Below are 20,188 nucleotides of genomic sequence, written 5' to 3' on the forward strand. Positions count from 1 at the left end.
ATGGAGTTTGTTTACCCCTATTTGTTTTGGATCATGATCGTACCGTTTGTACTCTTTGCGGTGTTGGTCTCAACCAATAAGGAGCGTCTTTCTCGTATTTTTGATGCCAAGGTACTTGAACGTCTGAGTGCAGGAGACGAAAGTATGCCTCAGCGTCTTCGCAATGTCATTCTGTTTACCGGCATTTTCTTTATGATCGTCGCCATGGCACGTCCTGTGGTAGATGAAGGTGAAAAGACAGTACCGGTGCAGGGGTTGACGGTGTTGAGTGCACTGGACATTTCCGGTTCAATGCGCAGTAAAGATGTATATCCAAACCGTCTGGAATTTGCCAAAAAGAAGATGATGTCATTTTTCGACGCAATGCCGAGTGATGAGGTGGGTGTGGTGGCTTTTGCCTACTCTCCGTTTGTACTGGCACCCTTTTCCAGTGACAAAGAGACACTGAAGATGATGGTTGAAGGGGTCGATGATTCCTATATCAATATGGGCTCGACTGATTTTTCGGCTCTCGGCGATCTGGCAGCAACGCTGCTTGAGAAGAAAAAACCGAAAATACTTGTACTCTTTACCGACGGTGGAGACAAAGAGGCGATCGCAGGATTCTCAGATATTCTCAAGGCGAACGATATAGATCTCTATGTAGTGCTTGTGGGAACCAGGCAGGGAGCACCGGTTATCGGGCCTGATGCGAAACCGATGAAGCTCAAAGATGGCACTATTGCGATTACTCAGCGAAATGATACGCTGGGTATCCTTGCCAAAGAGAACGGCGGTGCCTTTGTTGTTGCGGGGAATGGTAATGATGATATGAAAAAGCTTGCCGATGTGATCCATGCCAAATATAAAATGCAGGAGCAGGGAGAGGTGAAGATCAGACAACGAAGCGAGTATTTCTACTACCCGCTGGCACTTGGACTTCTCTTTTTGCTCATTGGACTGAGTTCACTGCCGCGATTTGGAAGCAGGGATGAGAAAGCAGACAAGAGCAGAGGAGGTGAGGTATGATATTTGACAATAGAAGTTTTTTGAAAAAAAGCATACCGGTATTATGCATTATGTATTATGCATTATTCACTTGTCTGCAGGCAGGCATTACTGATTTCAAGACTATAAAAGAAGCCAGACAGGCATATGAAGCCAAAGAGTATACCAAAAGTGCAGCACTCTATAACCAACTGGAGAAAGAGGTGCCTCAGAAGGAGTATGACCTGGGGAATGCCTACTATAAGTCGAAGAACTATGATGCGGCACTCAAAGCCTATGAGCAAGCCAAAGGTGAAGGGGTGGATGAAGCACAGCGGTTACACAATATGGGGAATGCTCATTTTATGAAAAATGAGCTGGATAAGGCCATAGAAGAGTATGAGAAGGCTCTGAAGATTAAAGAGGACAAAGATACCCGATTTAACCTTGAGCTTGCCAAGAAGAAAAAAAGACAGCAGGAACAGAAGAAGAAACAGCAGCAAAAAAAACAGAACAAAGATCAAAAAAAGAAGAAAGATCAAAAGAATCAAGATCATAAAAAGAACGAACAGCAGAAGAATAAAAATCAAAAGCACAAGCAGAATGAAGACCAAAAGAATAAAAAAGATCAGAACAAGAAGAAGCAGAATGACAAACAGAAGGGTGAGAAGAAAAAAGAAGATGAAAAGAAAAAGGGAGAGAAGAATAAATCAGACTCCCAAAAAGAGAAAAAACCTCAGAACAAAAAAGGGAATGAAGCTTCTTCGCAGCCTAAAGAGCAGAAAAAAATGAGTAAAGAAGAGAAGATTAAACAGGCAGAGCTGAAGCGCCTGCTCAAAAAGATGGGACAGAAGAAAACACCGACAATGATGTACCAGATGGGTACAGGAAAACCAAAAGAGAGAAATGAGATCAGACCATGGTAGTTGAAAAACCAAGAATGAGGAATGGAAAATGAGACAATTATTTAGCAAACTATTTAATAAAAGCTTTTTGAAAAAAGGCATACTCCCTCTATTTATGATTTATTATGCACTATTCACTCTTCTGCAGGCAGCATCCGTAGAAGCAGTACTTTCACAGAATGAAGTGGTAGAGGGCAATACCGTACAACTTCGTATCAGTGCTGAAGGTGACCGTGTAGAGTTCCCTGAGATTAAGACAATAGGAGATGTTCCTGTGCTGGGGAGAAGCCGTACACAACAAACCTCATTACAGATCATTAACGGTAAAAGTACGGTTGCCCATACAACCAACCTTATTTTGACATTTACACCGAATAAAGATATGCAGATCCCCTCCTATACGGTGAAGATAGATGGAAAAACGTATCAAACAGAGCCACTTACACTAAAAGTAGTGAAGTCTACAGCCCCCAGTTCCGTGAGTACAGGAGAGTTCTCATTGACTATGAAGGCGGACAAACACTCTGTAATTGTTGGTGAACCGTTACTTGTTACCGTCTATTTCTCTTTAAGGAGTGATGTCAGGCTCTCTGACAATCCGCAGTACAACAGACCTGCTTTCAAGGGGTTTTTTGTCAAGGAGGTAGAAGAGGAGAAGCGTTATGTCCAAGGAGATCACCGTATTACGGAACTTCGCTATATCCTGACACCGCAGAAAGAGGGCCATTATACCATAGAGCCTGCTGCAGCGAATATAGGTATAGCTGATACAAGCAGACAGGATATCTTTGGACGTTTTTTCGGAACAATCTGGAAGTCGATTGCTTCCAATACTTTGAAGATCGATGTAAAGCCTGCACCGCAGGATACGGATCTGGTAGGAGACTTCCATATTGAAGCACATATTGACAAAAGTACAACAAAGATGAATAAACCTGTCAATTTGACGGTGACTATCGAAGGTGACGGCAGTGTGGAAGACTATGAGATGCCCAATTATGAGATAGATGGGGTAACAGTTTACAGTGATGATGCAGAAGTAACGACCAAAGTGATAGGCAACAAGCTCAAAAGTACTTATGTGAAGAAGTTCGTTTTTATATCAGATCATGATTTTGAGATCCCTGCGCGTCAGTTGACTTCCTATGATCCGAAGAAAAAAGAGGTCAGACAGCTTAAGATACCGGGATACACTATTCATATTGAAACGATGAAAAATAGTGCATCTGCTATGCAGACAGCATCAGGGAAAAAGGATCAAAATGGTGAGATACAGACTAATTTAAATCTCTCTAAAGTGACGAATGAGAGTGCCGGGATAAAAAAAACAGAAGTTGTACAGACTGCCTGGTGGATGGTCATTTTGGCATTTCTGGCAGGGATGGTCACCATGTATCTGTTGCGTTTGGTCCGCTGGAAGCATACTCCAAGTCCTTTTAAAGAATCAGAGGCACTGAAGATACTTTATGGGCATATGAGTGAGGATCCTGAAGCGGAAATGATGGTACGCAGACTCTATGCCAGAAAAAACGGTGATAAAAGTGTTGTTATTGACAAAAAAGAACTCAGAGCATTGGTAGAAAAGTATAGGGGTGTGTAAATGCTGAAGAAATCGGAGAGTTCAGGAAAGTGGGGATCTGTATAAAATCACCTGTTGCTTAGAGGATATCATGCAGCGTATTGGCTTCTTTCATCCAATGGTTCAGTGCTTCCCACTCTTCTTTCTCAACCATTCTTTTGCATTGTGCCAACTCTTTTTGAAAGAACTCAATTGCTTCGATCAGGTTGGTTTTGTTCTGTCTGAAGATATCCTCCCACATATTGGGTGAAGATTTGGCAATACGACTCATGTCTCTGAATCCCCCGCCTGCAAGGGCAACGATGCTTTCAGGGTCCTCCTGTCTCATAACAGCATTGGCAAGGGCATAGCTCAGAGCATGGGGCATATGGGAGATGAATGCTGCATGTCTGTCATGCTCTTTTGCGCCCATAAAGACAAGTTTCATTCCTATTTCGGTAAAGAGCTGTTTTGCTGTCTCCTGCTGATGCTTTCCACTTTTTTCAAGGTCACAGAGCACCACGACCTTGTCTTCATAAAGATCCGGAAGTGCAGCAGTCGGACCGAACTTTTCCGTCCCTGTCATTGGATGTGCTGTTACGAAAAAGTGACGTCTTTCCTGCGGAATGCCTTCAGAGATCTTTGCTTTGGTACTTCCAAGATCGATGACAGTACATTCCGGATTGGTTGGATTGAGCTGTTGTGCAACTGTAATGATACCGTCTACGGGAATGGTTAGAAAGATGATATCACAGTGACTGATTGCATCGAGAGAATCAACGATCTGGTCAACAAGTCCAAGCTCAAGTGCCTGGGTACAGTGTACAGGATTATGGTCAAGTCCGATAAAACAGTAGGGTGTCGGTGTTTTTTTGAGTGCGAGAGAGAGGGAACCTCCCATCAGTCCCAGTCCGATAATCCCGATCTGCTTTACTGCCATTGTTTTCCCTCTTTTTTAGAATGGATATCCGGTAAGTACCGGTCTAGTATCCGTTTTACGGATTATAGCATTTTTTCATATGCCTCTTATTGAAAAAACGATAGAATTTATGCAAATTATTTCAAGGTGACTCTATGATCAAAAAAATTGTACTCTCATGGATGCTGATAGGCTCCCTTCTTCTTGCACAAAAGATCTCACAGATTAAATTTGAAGGACTTCATCACCTCTCTCCTTCAGTAGCACTCGAAGTAGCCGGTCTGCGAGTCGGTGATGAGATGAATATCGAAAAGATCAATCAGTCTATTGTCAACTTTTTCAATCAGGGGTATTTTGAAGATGTATGGGTAGAGAGAGAAGGTCGTACACTAATCTATCACTTCAAAGAGAAACCTGCAATAGCCAATGTGGAGATCAAAGGGTTCGGTTCGGGTGATGAGGGAGAGAAGCTGCTGAAGAGTATCGGCTTGAAGAGAGGTGACCTTTATGATGAGAGGCGTGTAGAAAAAGCCAGGAAACTTTTGATTGAGCGGCTACAGAGCCAGGGGAACTATGATTCTGTGGTCGAGGTGACAAAAACACCTGTTGGAGAGAGTGCTGTTTCCATTGTTTTCGATGTCAACAAGGGAGAAAAAATCAAGATCAAGAAGATCAATTTCAGAGGTGCCAAAGCTTTAAGTGAAAGTGATCTGGAACGTGATCTCGTCAATAAAGAGGAAGACTTTCTGGGATGGATTCCTTTCCTCAACAGTGGTGAGGTGAAGGTCGATCAGCTTGAATACGATGCTTACAGACTGAAAGAGACCTATATGCAATACGGTTACCTTGATGCAGAAGTCAGTAAACCGTTGATGCGTGTGGATTACAGCTCCTATACGGCAGAGATTGACTACCAGATCAAAGAAGGTCCGCAATACCGTGTGGGTGATATCACTATTTCCCAGAATGTCAAGGGTGTGAGTACAGAGGAGCTGCTTTCCGAACTGAAGCTTAAAAAAGGAAGAGTCTTCAACATCAAAAAGATGCGTCAAGATATAGAGATGATCAAAAACAGGGTAAGTGACCTTGGTTATGCCTATACGAAAGTCTCTCCACAGATGCGTAAAGATGAAGCTGCAAAAGTAGTCAACCTCCAGTATGTGGTACATCCGGGTAAAAAAGTACGTATTCATGATGTATTGATTTCGGGAAATGATACAACCAAAGACAGGGTTATCCGCCGTTATATCTATCTTGCACCGGGAGACCTTTACAGTGCGACTGATCTAAAAGACAGTAAAAATGCATTGGGAAGAACAGGGTTCTTTGAAAATATAGATATTCAGACCCAAAGAGTCTCGGAAGATGAGATCGATCTTTTGGTCAAAGTTAAGGAAGCGTCAACAGGAACGATCTCTTTAGGAGGCGGATACGGAAGTTATGAAGGACTTATGCTCAATGCAAGTATTTCGGATAAAAATATTTTTGGATCAGGCATAAATACAAGTTTTGGTTTTGATATCTCAAAGATATCTGTTAATTACAATGTTTCCTTCACCAATCCCAAAATATGGGACAGTATGTACAGTCTGGGCTTCAGTCTTTATAAAAAAGAGTATGAATATATAGATTATACACAGGATCAGTTAGGAGGGTCTTTAAGTTTAGGAAGACAGTTCTTCAGACATCTTTATGCATCGGTAGGAATAGGGTATGTAGATAATAAGTCCACCATCAACCAAGATGAGAATATAACGATCTACGATACCTATCTTTATGCAGATCAATACAAGAAAACCTCTCTTTTGACAAGTATCAAGTTTGATAATACAGATGACTATTATACACCAAGAGAGGGGATGATAGCAGCGGTGAATGTTGAATATGCCAGTTTAAGCGGAGATCTGAATGCCAGTGAATTGGCAGTCTATCCGAATGGTTACGGGACATTTATCAAAACAAATGCAAAACTTGGTTTGTATTACGGGGTAAGTGACTGGATCGATTATGATCTGATATTACGTCTTAAAGCGAGATTGACCACAATAAGTTCCGGTGACGGAGAGAAACTTCCAATTGGTGAAAAACTTTTTATGGGAGGTATAGGAAGCGTAAGAGGCTATGACCCCTATTCACTTTCACCTTTGGACAGTAACGGAGACCGAATGGGAGGAACACAGCGCTTCTCTACAAGTATAGAGGCAAGTATACCTCTTTCCGAAGCAGCAAAGATGAGATTAGCATTTTTCTATGATTATGGGATGATAGGTGAAGATGATTTCAATGAGATACAACGATCATCTGCCGGTGCTGTGATAGAGTGGCAGTCAGGGTTCGGACCTATTAACCTTGTTTTTGCACAGGCGCTGGATCCGGAAGCAGATGACAGAACATCTGTATTTGAATTCTCCATGGGAACGAAATTCTAAGTAGCAAGGAGCAATTAAGAAAGCGTAGCAAATAATTGCTACCTGCTACCTGCTACCTGCTACCTGCTACCTGCTTATATTCCAAGTTCTTTACACTTCGGCAGCCTCTCTTCATCTTCGATGATCACCGCAAGAGGTATGGGTTTTTCCAGCATTTTTATCTTCTCTTTTGCAAGATAGAGCGGTTTGTCAGAAAAGATACGCAGTGTACGGTTAGCGTATTCAAATGTTATTGTTGCACTGTTCGAAGCTTCATGCAGCAGTACGGTAAGTGTATAGATGAAGCTAAGCCAGAGGAGGGTCTGTTTAGGGGGCAGGAAAGACTCGAAACTTTTGAAAAGCGGTTTGTGAAGCAGCTCCTTCCCATGCATTCTAAGCAGCAGTGAGACGAGTAGTATCTCTTGATGTGTAAAGCCGTAATTAAGCTCCTGTAGTGCGATATAAAAGGCATGTTGGTGTGATTTGTAGATTGTGAGGGTTGTTCCGATATTAGAGAGCTTCAAGGCCCATTGCAATTCACGCTGATAGCATTTTTTGTCTTGTATTTCTACCTGTAGAACCGTATAGAGGTTGGTTCCTATCCTGCGTTTGTTCTTTTTTTTTGATTCAATGTTGACATAAGGTTTGAAACGGTCAAGAAGGGAGGTGATACTAGGGTTTATTCCTTTTGGAAAGGTAAGATTATCCTGTTTGAGTGACTGTTCCAAAAATACACCTTCTCTTACTCCTACAGCACTGGTAATAACTTTTTGGGCACCAAGATGTTTAAGTATTGACTTCCAGATCAGAGTCCCTTCTCTAATAGTATCGTAGCGGTTTTTCTTCAGGTTGAATTTTTTTAAACCTTTTGCACTGGAGAAGGTAATGTCATTGAAGTAGGCTTTGAATGCATCAACCTCATAACTGAATGCATGCAGTTTATCAAGAGGGTAATCTGTTTTTTTCATAATTCCTTTGCTTAAAGTCCTGGCAGTACCTCCAATACCAATTACCAGAGGAGTGTGAAAGTGTTCGGGAATATCCTCAAGTGCATTTTCAATATATATTTTTGCTTTTCTGTGTGCCTCTTTACGGGAGTTCTCTTTATCAAAAAAGAGTTCTTTAAGTCTGACCGTACCCAAATTCAGAGAATAGGTATCAATAATCTGTCCGTTCTGTATCAGGGCCATATCTGAGGATCCTCCACCGATATCCAAGGTGACTGCATCCGTGACAGGCAGAAGGTTTTTTGTTGCAATAGCACCGTAGTTTGCTTCTTTCTTTCCGTCAATGATCTTGATGGAAAGTCCAAGCTCTTTTTTGATCCAGTTGACAAAAATATCACCGTTTGGTGCATCACGCAGTGCAGATGTAGCAACACATATTGTTTTGTGTGCTTGATATTTCTCTATGGTATGCATAAAAGATTGAAGTGTAAGAAAAGCTCGTCTGATGCCTGCAGGCTGAAGATAGCCATTCTGTTCGTAGGCACCTTCACCTATACGAACCTTGGATTTTTGTTCACAGATAAGATGAAATCCGTAACGGCTGGTTTTCTCAAAAATGACCAGTCTGGCTGAATTCGAACCGATATCGATGATCGCGGTTCGTTTTGCCATGGAAGAAACTACTCCTCTTCCTGGAGTTTTTCAAATTTGAATTTCAGTTCGTCAATATTCTCTACATTGTCCGGATCGGAAATGATACAGTCTACAGGACAGACAGCGATACACTGTGGTTCATCAAAGTGTCCTACACATTCAGTACATCTGTCCGGATCAATAATATAGACCGGATCATTCTCTTCAATGGCTTCATTCGGACACTCTTCTCTACATGCGTCACAAGCAATACATTCATCAGTTATTAATAGTGCCATAATTTCCTCGGTTAAGTTAATTTATACGTGTTATAACTCAACAAAGCTTATGCTTTATTTAAAATATTACTCCATCTGCCAAATATATGTTTTTTTTGAAAATGCTGGGCAGAAGTGCCCAGTTCTTAGGGGGGGAAAGAGAAAGAATTAACCAATTTTTTTGGGAAAGCAGAAACGATAGCCTCGGCGACGTACAGTTTCAATAGTGGTGATGTCAAGTGGTTTATCCATTTTTTGTCGGATCTGGTTGATCGCAACTTCAATGACATTGGGAGTAACAAGTTCCGGCTCTTCCCAGATGGCATCAAGAAGCTGTTCTTTTGAGACTATCTGGTCTTTATGCATCGCTAAATGTGTAAGTACTTCGAAAGGTTTTCCTTTCAGTTCGATTTCATTCCCCTGATAGATGATCTTCTCCTCTTCAGGATTGATGATCAGCTCTTCGATCTCAATGATATTTGAGGCTCCAAAGCGGAGTTTTGCTTCGATACGGACAAGAAGTATCTCTTCATCGATCGGTTTACGAATAAAGTCATCTGCACCAGAGCGGAGTGCATCGATCTCACTCTCTTTATCCAGACGTTCCGAGATTACGATCACAGAGGTTTTATGTGCATTTTTTTTGATCTCTCCAATGACGTTGAGGCTGCTTGAAGGTGTACCTGCCGGCCATCCCAAGAGCACGAGGTCATAGTTTCGGATATCAAGATAGTATTTAGCATCACCAACACTTTCAGCTACATCACACTGATAGTTGTGTTCACTTAGAAGGTTTGAGAGCGCATCACTCATTTGTACATCATTTTCCATGATCAGTATTCTCATTCGTGTACCCTTTTTTTAAGTTATGTTTAAATTATAACATAAAATGGAGCATTCTGAAAGTTTTTTTAATCCAATTGAAGAGAATGAGCGGTTGAGTGAAACAGGATCAGTAATTCCACTGGTGACTAAGTGCAACAGTTCCGTTGTTCAGGATATCAGGTTTACTGATCTTCAAATATAGAGAGGTGATCTGAGGGTAGGTAGAGAGAATCAGTGTTTCCAGCTCCAAAAGGGCATCCTCAAGCAGTTTATAATGTGCCTGTTTTACTTTTTCCATAATAAGTGTTGCAAGATCGGCATAATCGATGAATTCGCCAGGTATATAGTCATAACCTGCTTTAAGATCTACAACTACTCGTTGCGGACGCTCCTGTTCAAAGTCAAGCAGTCCGATGATAGCATCAAAGGCAAGGGCTTCGATATGGATCGTCATTTTATACTACTTTGCCCTCTTCTTTATTGATCAGACGGATAATATTGGGGATATGTTTATAAAAAATGATCATGGCAATAATCCAGATTGGCGAGTGGGAGCCGATCCCCGGCACTTCAGGATAAATAATATAGGAGGCGACAAGCAGTGCAGCAAGTCCGATGAGAGAGGAGAGAGAAGAGATCTTCAACCCTTTGCTTGCTCCAAGCCAGACACCAATGGCGATGAGGGAAGGGATTGGCATCATCACAAGCAGGACGCCAAATCCAGTGGCAACCCCTTTACCTCCTTCAAATGCAAGAAATGCAGAGAAACAGTGTCCAACAACAGCCAATACGGCAATTGTCCAGAGTGTACTTTCCGGTGCATCGAGCATCATTGCGGCAAAAAGTACGACCATTCCTTTGATGGCATCAAGAAAGAGTGTTGCAGCACCCAGTTTTTTAGCCAGTGCAGGGTCTTTTTCTTTGACTACCCGCAGCACGTTGGTAGCTCCAATATTTCCGCTTCCGGCATGTTTGATGTCAACACCGGCAAACTGCTTAGCCAAAAGATACCCGAAAGGAATACCTGAAAGAAGATAAGCTGAGAGATAAAGTAATATATTCTGATTGAAAATGTCCATGTCATATCCGTGAAAAAAATTTGGTAGTGCAATTTTATCCGAATTTTGCTAAAATAGCCAGATTCTATAAGGATATGGTATGAGTATTGATTATAAAGCAGAAATAGAAAGACTCAAGAGAGAACTCGATGTTACGGTTGTCGCACACTATTATCAGCGCGACGAGGTTTTTGAGATGGCTGATATTATCGGAGACTCCCTGGAGTTGGCACGCCGTTGTAAAGCTGACAATAACCCATGGGTGGTTTTCTGTGGTGTTGGTTTTATGGGGCAGAGTGTCAAAGTGATCGCACCTGAGAAGCGTGTATTGATGCCAAAGATCGCCTGTTGTGCAATGGCGCGGATGATCGATGGAAGTTTTTTTGATGACTCGGTAAACTATATGATCGAGCATGGGATCCCAAAAGAAGATATACTGCCTATCACCTATATTAACTCCGATGCGACGGTCAAAGCGAAAGTAGGTGAAATGGGCGGGCTGGTCTGTACCTCTTCCAATGCGTATAAGATCATAGAAAAAGGGCTTGAAAGCGGTAAAAAAATTCTTTTTGTGCCTGACAGGTGTCTGGGACAGAACTTTGCCAACAGTATGGGGCTGAAATCATGTGTGATTGGTGTGGGGGAGTGTGATCCCAAAGAGGCGGATGTGATCTGTTTCAACGGCTTCTGTTCTGTTCATCAGCTCTTTACGGTGGATGATGTTGCGTTCTACAGAAACAAATACCCGGATATCAAGATAGCTGTGCACCCTGAATGCGATCCAAGTGTAGTACAGGCAGCAGACTTTGTCGGTTCGACGTCTCAACTGATCAAGTATGTCAATGAACTTGATCCGGAGCAGAAAGTGGCCATTGGAACAGAATACAATCTTGTCAACCGCATGAGACAGAAGAATACATATGTACTCTCTTCCACCAAACCTGAGTGCCCTACGATGAACGAGACAACACTGGAAGATCTTTACAATACGCTTAAATCGATCGAAGAGGGCAAGCCGATGAATGAGATTCATATCGATGAGCATACAGTAAAATATGCCAACCTGGCACTGGAAAGAATGCTGGAAATTAAATAGTGTGATATATGCTGCGTGCTGCGAAAACATTGGAGCAATTGGTAAAGCGTAACACGCCATTCAAGGAATTAAGTATGTTAAAAGAAGAATTTGTTAAAGCAGTGGTAGCTGAAGATGTGGGTCGGGGAGATCTTTTTACCCGTATCAGCAAAAGCAGGGAAGTCCGTGCGTATGTTGTTGCCAAAAGTGACGGGGTATTTGCCGGACGTGAGTATGTTGATGTTTTGGCCAAGATGTATGATCTTTCGTTGATCTGGGAAGTAAAAGACGGTGAATCGTTCAAGTCAGGGAAAAAACTGCTATTTATAACAGGCGACTCCAAAATACTTCTCTCTTTGGAGCGTTCCATCCTTGATATTATATTGCATGCAAGCTCTATTGCAACATTGACATTCAGATATGTCGAGGCGATTGAAGGAACAGGGGTAAAACTGCTTGATACGCGTAAAACTCGTCCTTTGCTCCGTGCTTTTGAGAAGTATGCGGTACGCTGTGGTGGCGGGATCAATCACCGTATGGGGCTGGATGACTGTCTAATGCTTAAAGATACACACCTTAAGACCATCGATGACCTGGATACGTTTATGTCAGAAGTACGTCAAAAGATCCCTTTTACTTCCAAAGTAGAGATCGAGTGCGAGACTCTGGAGATGGTCAAGCGTGCCATGAAAGCAGGTGCGGACATTGTGATGTGTGATAATATGTCCATTGAAGAGATTGCAGAGGTGGTTGAATTCAGAAATACAAACTACCCCCATATTTTGTTGGAAGCCAGCGGTAATGTGACACTTGATACGATCAAAGTGATAGCCCAGACCGGTGTAGACGCGATCAGCTCCGGATCGATCATTCACCAGGCGAACTGGCTCGATCTTTCCATGAAGATAGAGTAGAAAGATAGAATAGTGGAAAGCAGTTTTAATATCGACCTTCCCGTTCACCAGGTTGCACAAAAGATACAAGCGGCAGGGGCCATCACCATTTTGACACATCTGAATCCTGATCCGGATACGCTTGGAACGGGACTGGGGATATTTAACCTTTTGAAACAATATACAAACAAACGCATCGAGATTGTCAATGCATCAAAGGAGATTCCTCTTTATCTCGATTTTCTTCCCTCTTTCAATAAAATCAAGCCCAGGATGGATTTTGATGAGAGTCTGGTCATTACGTGTGATGGTGGTACTATCGATCGTTTCGGATTTGAAATCTCAGAACGTGAGATCATAAATATCGATCATCACTTCAGTAATACATACTATGGAACGGTCAATGTAGTGATCCCGGAGTATGCATCTGCCTCCCAGGTGGCTTATCGTCTGTTTGAAAAGATCTATACCCCAACCCCCTCAAGTGTAGTCTGCTTTTATACGGCATTGCTTTCCGATACCCGCTATTTTACTACCTCTTCGGTCAACCATGAAGTTTTCAAGGTAGCCGCAGAAATGGTTGCTCTTGGAGTAGATCCTGCTGAGGTTGCTGCCAACTTCACACAGAGGCGTTCACTGGCTTCTTTACGTATGTTGGAGCGTGCACTGCACTCGTTAACGCTCTATTTTGAGGGGAAGATTGCAGTGCTGACGATCACACCTGAAGATATTGATGCAACGGGAGCGACAATGCCTGATATGGATGGAATTGTCGACTATGCACGCTCTCTTGCAACTGTGGAGGTAGCTGTACTGGTCATCGCTCTGGCAGATGGCAGTGTACGAATATCTTTGCGAAGTAAAGGGGCTGATGTTTCAAAAGTTGCGGCAGCATTTGGAGGCGGAGGACACAAGGTAGCAGCGGGCTTTACTCTGGTGCATATGCAAACACAAGAAATTATTGATACAATTTTAGAGAAAATTTCCATATTAGGGTTGATAGATGGCAAAGAGAAATAGAAGCAGAGGCGGATTGATTTTTCTACTGTTGCTGATAGGAGCAGCAGTAGGTATAGGTTACATCTATACTGCACCGGAGTTTGAGAGAGAAAAACCGATGATAGAGAGTGTTGACCAACTTTTTTGGGACAGAAAATCTCCTATTCGTATTCAGCTCAGTGACAATGTCGGTCTGGGAAGTTACAAACTTATTCTGAGTGATGGTAAAAAAGCTGTTCTTATAGGACAGGGACAAATAGAGGGGAATCCCAAAGAGCAGACTCTTTTGGTAAAGTACCCCAAAAAGAGCAAAGTACTGGATCACAAGTCCAAACATTTCAGTCTGAAGATAGCGGTGACAGACAACAGTATGTGGAATATGTTTGAGGGGAACAGTGCCAGTAAAACTATTGATATTAAAATAGACACCAAACGTCCTAATGTCAATGTGATTGCCAACTCCCGTATGATCAATCAGGGGGGAAGTGCATTGGTTGTCTTTCAGGCAGAAGATGAAAATCTTGATACCTTGTATATTATGGCGAACAGACATAAGTTCAAGGCTCAGCCTTATAAAAAAGAAGGCTACTATGCAGCCTTGATCGCCTGGCCGTTTACGGATGAGGGGTTTGATGCGAAAATTGTTGCAACAGACCTGGCAGGGAACAGGCGTGAAACGCATATCCCTTTCTATCACGGGAATCCAAAATATAAAGTATCCAAAATTCATGCAACTGACAAATTCATAGAGGGGAAGATCACTGATCTGGCATCCAGTGATCCCGAATATGCAAATATTGATAACAAGCTTGAAAAACTCAAAGTAATCAATGAGACAATGCGTCTGAAAAATGAAGCGTTGATCCATAAGCTGAGTGAACATGTTTCTGACGAGTTGATCGACTCCTGGAAAATGAAGAAGTTCTATCCGCTTAAGAATGGTAAGAAAGTGGCAAGCTACGGTGACCATCGTTACTATTATTATAATGATAAGGATCATGTTGTCTCAGAATCCTACCATGTCGGATATGACCTGGCAAGTACCAAGATGGCTGATATAGTCTCTTCCAATCCGGGGAAAGTGGTCTTTGCTGATGAGAACGGGATCTATGGGAATATGCCAATGATTGATCACGGATTGGGGCTTTTCACTCTTTATGGACACTGTTCACAGCTTTTGGTCAAAGAGGGTGACGAGGTGCAGGCGGGACAAGTTATAGCAAAGACCGGTATGACAGGACTTGCATTGGGTGACCATTTACACTTTGGTATTGTGATACAGGGAATTGAGGTACGTCCTGTTGAGTGGTTTGACCAAAAGTGGATCACGAAGTTTATTGACAATGTTTTTAAAGAAGCGGACAATATTATTTCCCCGGCAGTTACAAAGAAAACAGACAAAACCCAAAAAAACAGGTAAGTACTTCACAAACAGTTCACATAAAAAGCGTATGATTGTAATTAGTAATGTTTTATAGTATAATTATGAAATTTTGAAAAGGAGAGTAATGCAGCAACGAACCATCAAAAAACCGGTTGAAGTCATCGGTATCGGTCTGCATAAAGGTGAGCCGATCAAGTTGCGCCTTGAGCCGCTCGATGTAGATGCCGGGATTGTTTTTTATCGTGAAGATCTGGCTTTTTCCATCCCTCTCTCTCCTGCATCGGTTATCGATACCCGTATGGCAACAGTCATTGGAAGTGACAAGGGGTTTATCTCTACGATCGAGCATTTTCTCTCCGCATTATATGCTTACGGTATTGACAATCTGCGTGTTGTTGTCAATGGCAATGAAATGCCGATCATGGATGGTTCTGCCATTTCATTCTGTCTGCTTTTGGATGAAGCAGGTATTGCCCGGCAGGAAGCACCTAAAAAGATAATACGGGTGAAACAGGTAGTTGAGGTAGAGGAGGGGGAAAAGTTTGTCCGTCTCTCACCAAGTCAGAGTGCCGGATTTGATTTTAAGATAAAGTTTGACCACCCTGTTATCGGTGAACAGGACCATACTTTTGGCTTTGGTACGCACAGCTTTATCGATGAAATCGCAAGGGCAAGAACATTTGGTTTTGCCAAAGATATTCAATATTTGCAAAGTCAGAATCTTGCACTCGGTGCCAGTTTGCAAAATGCTATCGGGCTTGATGACCACAAAGTACTTAACCCTGAAGGTCTGCGTTTTGAAAATGAATTTGCCAGACATAAGATTCTTGATGCAATGGGAGACATGATGGTTACAGGACATAATATATTGGCTCAGTATGACTCTTTTGCCGGCAGTCATGACCTGAACTACAAACTCACCTCAAAACTGCTCTCAGACAGCAGGAACTATGAACTTGTGGCTGTGGAAGCCCTACAAAGCAGAGCCTTTGCAAAAAGCTTCGCATGATATCACACTGCTGATCCTTTCCGTAGCTTCACCTCTCCAGATCGGGGTGTATGAAGAGGGGGTTCTAATAGACGAGCGGAAAAGTACGCTGAAAACATCTGAGATTCTTCTCCCTTTGATCACCGAGCTGCTTGAAACATATCATGTGAAACAGATTGTCTATACACGAGGACCGGGATCGTATATGGCAATCAAGCTGACCTACATTATGCTCAAAACAATTGAGATAGTAGAGGGTATACGTTGCCTGGGGTGCAGTGCTTTTGCTTTAAATGGGGGCCAACCTGTCAAAGCGGTCGGAAACCTCTATTTTATCAAGGAAAAAGAGACTATAATTACAAAAAAATTTGAAGAGCCGGTCAGTACCAGTTTTATGCTGCCCCACAGTATTCATGATCTTGAAATAGATGAAGAATCAACCCCTGAGTATATGTTGCCGGCTGTTTAACGGAAGAAGATATTTATGTTTGTAAGCGTACCAGCCACATCGGCGAACCTTGGACCGGGTTTTGATACCCTTGGTCTTGCAGTCGATCTGAGAAACGAGATCATTATCAAACCCTCCAAATTTTTGAGCATCTCTACACATGGAGAGGGTTCAGATAATCCGAAGATCAAAAAGAATACCCTCTTTTTAAGTATTTTTAATGAAAACTATAAGCGTTTGACAGGCCGTACAGACAATTTCAGGTTTGAATTTCATAATCGCATACCGATCTCACGCGGTCTTGGAAGCTCGTCTGCAGTAATTGTCGCAGCACTAAGTGCAGCATATACAACAGCAGGTGTACGCTATAATAAACGTGAAATACTCAACCAGGCTTTGCGTTATGAGCATCATCCGGACAATATTACTCCTGCCGTTATGGGCGGTTTCAATGTCGCATGTGTAGAAGGGGACAGAGTCTACAGTAAAAAGAGACGGCTTCCGGATTACCTCAATGCAGTAGTGGTGGTGCCAAACCGTACTATCTCTACAGCCAAGTCACGTACGGTACTTCCAAAAATGTACCGCAAGGAGGAGACTGTATATTCTCTTTCACGGGCAGCCTATATGACAGCACTTTTTATGAGTGAATCATGGGATCTGCTCCGTATAGCATCAAAGGATAAGTTACATCAGGCGCGTCGTATGAAAATGATGCCGGAGCTTTTTGAAGTACAGAAAACAGCTCTTAAACATGGTGCAGTAATGAGCACACTTTCCGGATCGGGATCGACATTTTTTAATCTTGTGTATGAAAAAGATGCCCAAAAGATCCATAGTGCACTGCAATCCCGTTTTCCTCAGTTCCGGGTCTTTACCCTTGCTTTGGACAACAATGGGGTAATGGTTAAGAGCTAAGCAGAGCTCTTAATCTCTTTTTGGGTATAATACGCATGAAAAAATCACAGCCTATACGAATGTGCATCGCTTGCCGGAGCAGACATCCTCAAAACATTTTGATTAGACTTAAGCAGGAAGGTAATAACATCATAGCCTATAACGGAGTAGGCAGGAGTTTTTATCTCTGTGAGATTTGCAGTCAAAATGAAAAAAAGATCAGAGGCTTGGTGAAACGTTTTAAACAGGATGAAGTACATTTTGTGAAATTGTTGAGAGAGATGACACAAACAGTCAACTCATGCGATACGTCGCATTTAAATGAAGGAGTTAATAAATAATGGATAAAGTAAAAATCCAAGAAGTAGCAGAAGAAGCGGGGTTGTCAAATGGCGAGCTCATTGAAAAAGCAAAAGAGCTCGGCTTTGATGTCAAGGCACCAAACAGTACGATCAGTATGGAGAATGCCGGTATACTCGTAGACTATGCTATCAGCGGCAGCCTGCCAAAAGGGTTCAGGAAATCTGAAGAGAAGAAAAAAATAACTGTTGTAAAGAAAAAAGAGACAGAGAAAACGGAAGAGGAAGTTCCGAAGACAGAGAGTATTGAAACGGTTGCCGAAGAGAGTTCTTTACAAAAAGAAGAAAAAACCGAAAGTCCTGAAGAGAGAGTAGCCGAATCTAAAGAAGAAAAAGAAGTACCTGTAGAGAAAACTGTATTAAAAGAGGTAAAGAAGCGCAAGGGGATCTCTGTGATCAGTAAAAAAACAGAACCTGAAGCAGAAACCTTAAAAGCAGAGCAAAAGGAAAGTGAACGGCCTAAACGCAAAACGCTTTCACGTTCAGGCATTAAGATCGTAAGAAAAGCGAAACCGGCACCGGTACGGGCTGCAACAAAGATATCGATGGGAGAAGCTGCATCTGTACCTTCCAGGAAAAAGGTTAAAAAGGGACCGGCTCAGGCAAAAGAGACTGGAAAAAAGATCGATATTTTCAACCATGACAGTATGAGTGGTGACATTGACAGCGGATTTGGTGAAGAAGAGGTTGTACTGCTTGATTTCTCTGACAAGAATATCTATGAAGAGATGATGCGACAGGAACAGAAGCGTAAAGAAGAGGCTAAAAAAAGAGAGTTGGCAGCAGGTGGTCCTGCAAAAGGCAGACAACCGTTCCGTCCTCAGCAGAAGCGATCGCTCAAACGTGGCGGAAAGCGCAAGAAATACAGTAAAGAGGAAAGTACAGATGTTATTACTTCTGTCGAAATCCCTGAGAATGTGAGGGTCTATGAGTTTGCCGAAAAGATAGGCAAGACAGCAGGTGATGTCATTAAGGTACTTTTTGCATTGGGAATGATGGTAACCAAAAACGATTTCCTCTCAAAAGATGAGATCGAGATCCTTGCTGAAGAGTTTGGGGTGGAAGTGACCACGATGAATCCGCTTGATGAACTTGATTATGTACAGGTGTATGATGCCAAACCAAATGAGAATCTTGAAGAGAGACCGCCGGTTATAACCATTATGGGACACGTTGACCATGGTAAGACTTCATTGCTTGACAGGATACGTTCTGCAAAAGTGGCAGATAAAGAGGCTGGCGGTATTACACAGCATGTAGGAGCCTATCAGATAGAGAAAGAGGGCAAGAAGATAACTTTCGTTGACACTCCGGGGCACGAAGCCTTTACTGAGATGCGTTCGCGCGGAGCACAGGCAACTGATATTGTAATCATTGTGGTTGCAGCAGATGATGGTGTTATGCCGCAGACCAAAGAAGCGATTGCACATACCAAAGCAGCAGGTGTGCCGATGATCGTTGCGATCAACAAGATTGATAAACCAAATGCAAATCCGGACAACGTCAAGGCACAACTTGCTGAGATCGATGTAATGGCAGCAGACTGGGGTGGAGAGTATGAGTTCGTTCCTGTCTCTGCACATAGCGGTGAAGGGATCGATGAACTTCTTGAAACGATCCTTCTTCAGGCAGAAGTGATGGAACTTGAAGCTGATCCGACCAGAGAAGCTAAAGCAGTTGTGGTTGAGAGCTCATTGGAAAAAGGATTTGGCCCGGTTGCCAATGTGATTATCAAGAACGGAACGCTTCATGTAGGGGATAATGTGATTGTTGGTACGACATATGGACGTATCAGAGCAATTAAACTCGATGATGGCAGCAATGTCAAAGAGATCGGTCCAAGTACACCGGCAGCTATTGTGGGATTGAATGAAGTGCCGGGTGCCGGTGAAACACTGGTAGTAATGGAGAATGAAAAAGAAGCACGTGAACTGGCTGAAAAACGTGCAGAGTATGAAAGAGCAAAACAGCTTTCAAAAAGTACGAAAGCATCATTGGAAGATCTGTCAGCACTTATCGCAGAAGGTCAGCTCAAGTCTCTTCCTGTTATCATCAAAGCAGATGTGCAAGGATCGCTTGAAGCGATCAAGGGTAGTTTGGAGAAGCTTAGAAATGAAGAGGTCAAGGTTAATATTATCCATGAAGGTGTAGGTGGGGTTACAGAGAGTGACGTAACGTTGGCAGATGCCAGTGAACATGCAGTCATTCTCGGTTTTAATGTCAGACCTACAGGATCAGTCAAGAAGAAAGCGAAAGAACTGGGCGTGGAGATCCGTACCTACAGTATTATTTATGATCTGCTTGATGATGTGAAGGCATTGCTTGGCGGTCTGATGAGTCCTGTGATCAAAGAAGAGGTGACGGGTCAGGCGGAAGTACGTGAAACCTTTGTTGTGGGTAAAGTAGGAACCATTGCCGGATGTAAGGTGACTGACGGTGTGATCACACGTAACTCCAAAGCAAGACTCATCCGTGACGGTGTTGTGGTATATGAGAGCTCTATTTCTTCCCTTAAACGCTTCAATGAAGATGCGAAAGAGGTGAAGAATGGTTATGAGTGTGGTATTATGCTTGAGAACTTTAATGATATAAAAGAAGGTGATGTAATTGAAACCTTCAAAGATGTTGAGGAACAGGTAAAGCTGTAA

Annotated in this window: 19 protein-coding genes; 13 read left to right on the top strand and 6 right to left on the bottom strand. The window is 42.6% G+C overall.

The window, feature by feature from the left end; all coding sequences use genetic code 11:
* The 3 genes from IMZ28_RS02115 to IMZ28_RS02125 are packed head-to-tail and all read left to right on the top strand — an operon-like array spanning window position 1 to window position 3,471.
* Window positions 1-1,008, top strand: a complete 1,008-nt coding sequence (locus IMZ28_RS02115; RefSeq protein WP_197548996.1) for a vWA domain-containing protein — start codon at window positions 1-3, stop codon at window positions 1,006-1,008.
* A 50-nt stretch (window positions 1,009-1,058) separates the two neighbouring features.
* On the top strand, window positions 1,059-1,892 hold the full coding sequence (locus IMZ28_RS02120) for a tetratricopeptide repeat protein (RefSeq protein ID WP_197548997.1): 834 nt from the start codon (window positions 1,059-1,061) through the stop codon (window positions 1,890-1,892).
* 28 nt (window positions 1,893-1,920) lie between these two features.
* A complete protein-coding gene (locus IMZ28_RS02125) occupies window positions 1,921-3,471 on the top strand; it encodes a BatD family protein (RefSeq protein ID WP_197548998.1) in 1,551 nt (516 codons plus the stop codon).
* A 58-nt stretch (window positions 3,472-3,529) separates the two neighbouring features.
* Here IMZ28_RS02125 and IMZ28_RS02130 read toward each other — a convergent pair whose 3' ends face one another.
* Window positions 3,530-4,369 (bottom strand): prephenate dehydrogenase, encoded by an 840-nt coding sequence (locus IMZ28_RS02130; RefSeq protein WP_197548999.1) that lies wholly within the window; start codon window positions 4,367-4,369, stop codon window positions 3,530-3,532.
* A gap of 134 nt (window positions 4,370-4,503) precedes the next feature.
* Between IMZ28_RS02130 and bamA the strand changes: the two genes are divergently transcribed.
* Window positions 4,504-6,777, top strand: coding sequence for an outer membrane protein assembly factor BamA (bamA, locus tag IMZ28_RS02135; RefSeq protein WP_197549000.1), 2,274 nt, complete (start codon window positions 4,504-4,506; stop codon window positions 6,775-6,777).
* A gap of 74 nt (window positions 6,778-6,851) precedes the next feature.
* Here the strand turns inward: bamA and IMZ28_RS02140 are convergent, their stop codons facing one another.
* The 5 genes from IMZ28_RS02140 to plsY form a co-directional block, all read right to left on the bottom strand.
* Window positions 6,852-8,375 carry a Ppx/GppA phosphatase family protein gene (locus tag IMZ28_RS02140; protein ID WP_197549001.1) on the bottom strand — a complete coding sequence of 508 codons (1,524 nt, stop codon included), beginning with the start codon at window positions 8,373-8,375 and terminating at the stop codon, window positions 6,852-6,854.
* Between the two features lie 8 nt (window positions 8,376-8,383).
* Window positions 8,384-8,635: a YfhL family 4Fe-4S dicluster ferredoxin gene (locus IMZ28_RS02145; protein ID WP_197549002.1), complete on the bottom strand. Its 252-nt coding sequence runs from the start codon at window positions 8,633-8,635 to the stop codon at window positions 8,384-8,386.
* Between the two features lie 147 nt (window positions 8,636-8,782).
* Window positions 8,783-9,460: a homeostatic response regulator transcription factor HsrA gene (gene hsrA, locus IMZ28_RS02150; protein WP_197549003.1), complete on the bottom strand. Its 678-nt coding sequence runs from the start codon at window positions 9,458-9,460 to the stop codon at window positions 8,783-8,785.
* A gap of 106 nt (window positions 9,461-9,566) precedes the next feature.
* The gene (locus tag IMZ28_RS02155) at window positions 9,567-9,893 is read right to left on the bottom strand and encodes a dihydroneopterin aldolase (protein ID WP_197549004.1); all 327 of its coding nucleotides are present in this window, start codon (window positions 9,891-9,893) and stop codon (window positions 9,567-9,569) included.
* 1 nt (window position 9,894) lies between these two features.
* On the bottom strand, window positions 9,895-10,518 hold the full coding sequence (gene plsY / locus IMZ28_RS02160; protein WP_197549006.1) for a glycerol-3-phosphate 1-O-acyltransferase PlsY: 624 nt from the start codon (window positions 10,516-10,518) through the stop codon (window positions 9,895-9,897).
* A 79-nt stretch (window positions 10,519-10,597) separates the two neighbouring features.
* Here plsY and nadA point away from each other — a divergent pair, with 79 nt between their 5' ends.
* The 9 genes from nadA to infB all read left to right on the top strand — a co-directional run bounded on the left by nadA (window position 10,598) and on the right by infB (window position 20,188).
* Window positions 10,598-11,593, top strand: coding sequence for a quinolinate synthase NadA (nadA, locus tag IMZ28_RS02165; protein WP_197549007.1), 996 nt, complete (start codon window positions 10,598-10,600; stop codon window positions 11,591-11,593).
* Window positions 11,594-11,667: 74 nt separating this feature from the next.
* Window positions 11,668-12,486 (top strand): carboxylating nicotinate-nucleotide diphosphorylase, encoded by an 819-nt coding sequence (gene nadC / locus IMZ28_RS02170; protein ID WP_197549008.1) that lies wholly within the window; start codon window positions 11,668-11,670, stop codon window positions 12,484-12,486.
* Between the two features lie 12 nt (window positions 12,487-12,498).
* On the top strand, window positions 12,499-13,485 hold the full coding sequence (locus IMZ28_RS02175; protein ID WP_232087499.1) for a DHH family phosphoesterase: 987 nt from the start codon (window positions 12,499-12,501) through the stop codon (window positions 13,483-13,485).
* Window positions 13,469-14,884, top strand: a complete 1,416-nt coding sequence (gene pgp6, locus IMZ28_RS02180) for a peptidoglycan metallopeptidase Pgp6 (RefSeq protein WP_197549009.1) — start codon at window positions 13,469-13,471, stop codon at window positions 14,882-14,884. Before IMZ28_RS02175 ends, pgp6 begins: the two co-directional genes overlap by 17 nt.
* Window positions 14,885-14,972: 88 nt before the next feature.
* Window positions 14,973-15,857: a UDP-3-O-acyl-N-acetylglucosamine deacetylase gene (lpxC, locus tag IMZ28_RS02185; protein ID WP_197549010.1), complete on the top strand. Its 885-nt coding sequence runs from the start codon at window positions 14,973-14,975 to the stop codon at window positions 15,855-15,857.
* On the top strand, window positions 15,838-16,305 hold the full coding sequence (locus IMZ28_RS02190) for a hypothetical protein (protein ID WP_197549011.1): 468 nt from the start codon (window positions 15,838-15,840) through the stop codon (window positions 16,303-16,305). Before lpxC ends, IMZ28_RS02190 begins: the two co-directional genes overlap by 20 nt.
* A gap of 15 nt (window positions 16,306-16,320) precedes the next feature.
* Window positions 16,321-17,202, top strand: coding sequence for a homoserine kinase (thrB, locus tag IMZ28_RS02195; RefSeq protein WP_197549012.1), 882 nt, complete (start codon window positions 16,321-16,323; stop codon window positions 17,200-17,202).
* A 35-nt stretch (window positions 17,203-17,237) separates the two neighbouring features.
* Window positions 17,238-17,522 carry a DUF448 domain-containing protein gene (locus IMZ28_RS02200; RefSeq protein ID WP_197549013.1) on the top strand — a complete coding sequence of 95 codons (285 nt, stop codon included), beginning with the start codon at window positions 17,238-17,240 and terminating at the stop codon, window positions 17,520-17,522.
* Complete coding sequence (infB, locus tag IMZ28_RS02205) at window positions 17,522-20,188, top strand: translation initiation factor IF-2 (protein ID WP_197549015.1); 2,667 nt, start codon at window positions 17,522-17,524, stop codon at window positions 20,186-20,188. Before IMZ28_RS02200 ends, infB begins: the two co-directional genes overlap by 1 nt.

Source organism: Sulfurovum indicum (genome assembly GCF_014931715.1).
Taxonomy (GTDB): Bacteria; Campylobacterota; Campylobacteria; order Campylobacterales; family Sulfurovaceae; genus Sulfurovum; species Sulfurovum indicum.

Bases quoted from the DNA above. Each gene is read 5' to 3' on its own strand.
- IMZ28_RS02115 (WP_197548996.1), top strand. From the start codon at position 1: ATGGAGTTTGTTTACCCCTATTTGTTTTGGATCATGATCGTACCGTTT.
- IMZ28_RS02120 (WP_197548997.1), top strand. From the start codon at position 1,059: ATGTATTATGCATTATTCACTTGTCTGCAGGCAGGCATTACTGATTTC.
- IMZ28_RS02125 (WP_197548998.1), top strand. From the start codon at position 1,921: ATGAGACAATTATTTAGCAAACTATTTAATAAAAGCTTTTTGAAAAAA.
- IMZ28_RS02130 (WP_197548999.1), bottom strand. From the start codon at position 4,369: ATGGCAGTAAAGCAGATCGGGATTATCGGACTGGGACTGATGGGAGGT.
- bamA (WP_197549000.1), top strand. From the start codon at position 4,504: ATGATCAAAAAAATTGTACTCTCATGGATGCTGATAGGCTCCCTTCTT.
- IMZ28_RS02140 (WP_197549001.1), bottom strand. From the start codon at position 8,375: ATGGCAAAACGAACCGCGATCATCGATATCGGTTCGAATTCAGCCAGA.
- IMZ28_RS02145 (WP_197549002.1), bottom strand. From the start codon at position 8,635: ATGGCACTATTAATAACTGATGAATGTATTGCTTGTGACGCATGTAGA.
- hsrA (WP_197549003.1), bottom strand. From the start codon at position 9,460: ATGAGAATACTGATCATGGAAAATGATGTACAAATGAGTGATGCGCTC.
- IMZ28_RS02155 (WP_197549004.1), bottom strand. From the start codon at position 9,893: ATGACGATCCATATCGAAGCCCTTGCCTTTGATGCTATCATCGGACTG.
- plsY (WP_197549006.1), bottom strand. From the start codon at position 10,518: ATGGACATTTTCAATCAGAATATATTACTTTATCTCTCAGCTTATCTT.
- nadA (WP_197549007.1), top strand. From the start codon at position 10,598: ATGAGTATTGATTATAAAGCAGAAATAGAAAGACTCAAGAGAGAACTC.
- nadC (WP_197549008.1), top strand. From the start codon at position 11,668: ATGTTAAAAGAAGAATTTGTTAAAGCAGTGGTAGCTGAAGATGTGGGT.
- pgp6 (WP_197549009.1), top strand. From the start codon at position 13,469: ATGGCAAAGAGAAATAGAAGCAGAGGCGGATTGATTTTTCTACTGTTG.
- lpxC (WP_197549010.1), top strand. From the start codon at position 14,973: ATGCAGCAACGAACCATCAAAAAACCGGTTGAAGTCATCGGTATCGGT.
- thrB (WP_197549012.1), top strand. From the start codon at position 16,321: ATGTTTGTAAGCGTACCAGCCACATCGGCGAACCTTGGACCGGGTTTT.
- IMZ28_RS02200 (WP_197549013.1), top strand. From the start codon at position 17,238: ATGAAAAAATCACAGCCTATACGAATGTGCATCGCTTGCCGGAGCAGA.
- infB (WP_197549015.1), top strand. From the start codon at position 17,522: ATGGATAAAGTAAAAATCCAAGAAGTAGCAGAAGAAGCGGGGTTGTCA.